Origin of the sequence: Moorena sp. SIO3I8 (assembly GCF_010692325.1) — a bacterium.
Lineage (GTDB): Bacteria > Cyanobacteriota > Cyanobacteriia > Cyanobacteriales > Coleofasciculaceae > Moorena.
In genome coordinates this window covers 1-1,113 of the sequence record NZ_JAAHHW010000465.1, presented here as the reverse complement: position 1 = coordinate 1,113, position 1,113 = coordinate 1, and the positions used below count along the sequence as shown (strand labels likewise).

The 1,113-nt window shown below is 42.8% G+C and carries 3 protein-coding genes; 1 reads left to right on the top strand and 2 read right to left on the bottom strand.

Annotated features, from left to right (window positions below; genetic code table 11):
* Nucleotides 1-192 precede the first annotated feature (192 nt).
* Complete coding sequence (locus F6K51_RS37925; protein ID WP_293031493.1) at nt 193-543, bottom strand: hypothetical protein; 351 nt, start codon at nt 541-543, stop codon at nt 193-195.
* 10 nt (nt 544-553) lie between these two features.
* Here F6K51_RS37925 and F6K51_RS37920 point away from each other — a divergent pair, with 10 nt between their 5' ends.
* Nucleotides 554-787 (top strand): hypothetical protein, encoded by a 234-nt coding sequence (locus F6K51_RS37920; RefSeq protein ID WP_293031490.1) that lies wholly within the window; start codon nt 554-556, stop codon nt 785-787.
* Between the two features lie 39 nt (nt 788-826).
* Here F6K51_RS37920 and F6K51_RS37915 read toward each other — a convergent pair.
* The coding region (locus F6K51_RS37915; protein ID WP_365940688.1) for a hypothetical protein at nt 827-1,113 on the bottom strand (287 nt) is incomplete at its 5' end.

Sequence of the window (1,113 nt, the reverse complement as noted above, 5' to 3'; positions counted from 1 at the left end):
ATAACAAGCGATCAGTAGCACATAGAACAATTTCCCGAATTAACCGATGCAGAATTATTACAGACATTAATGGAAGACTATAATCTAAGGATACAAGATTTGTTAGGTATTTTTGAGCAAGAGCAAACGATTTTAGATATATTAAACGGAAAGCGTAAACTCAATTCTCAAGAAGAGTTGAAAGTGCGTAGGCTAAGCCCTAGCCCGTTGGGCTAATTGCACGTGTTGTAGTGGGTTATTCGACAGGATAAGTGACCAAAGCAATCGATAGGGCGTTGCTGAATCTTCCCATGAATAGGAGTAGATTGGGCATCCTGCCCGCCTGATAATATCTTGAAACTGGCAAGATGCCAGTTCCACCCAAGATGCCCGTTCCACACCTGATGCCCGCCTGATAATATATTGAAACTGGCAAGATGCCAGTTCCACACCTGATGCCCGTTCCACACCTGATGCCCGCCCGATAATATATTGAAACTGGCAAGATGCCAGTTCCAGACCTGATGCCCGTTCCACAAAACTCGGCTTTACAAGTTTAACCAAACCTAGTCTTATGACTCAAACCTTCACCACCCAACACCTTTCCCCAGAAGCGATCGCTCAGCTTGTCAAGTATTTGCCTGACTACATAAAGGTTGCACTCCAGGAAAAGTCTACGGAATTCGAATGTTCCCTCGAAGCTACCATTGAAATGGCAATTTCCAACTTCCTAGACGAAGAAGCATTGAGCTTTGAGGATTGTTTACTCGCTCAACGTCTGAAAAATAAGAATCAAAATTGTCGATAAATAGAATAACTAAAGCGATTACGAATTTGTCCCTGTAACTCAATCCGAATCTAAACACTCATGCTGCCGTTGTCCCATTTTATAAGCACAGAGATTGTATATATATCTGGCGCGAGTTTTGAGAATGGTCAATTGATCCGCCTTTCCCAACAAGTCATCTAACTCAGCCACCTCATCAGTGCAGAGCAATGATTCTACATTTCTGGCCACTAAATCATCCAAACGAGTTTGATCTGCCACAGCCAATTTACAAGTTGCCAGTGCTTCTAACTCATCTACACTCAAACCAAGTAAACACTCCTCATCCAACCCTAATGGATTAGCGA

What these genes read in the sequence shown, in the direction of transcription:
- F6K51_RS37920 (WP_293031490.1), top strand. Translation starts at nt 554, where the DNA reads ATGACTCAAACCTTCACCACCCAACACCTTTCCCCAGAAGCGATCGCT.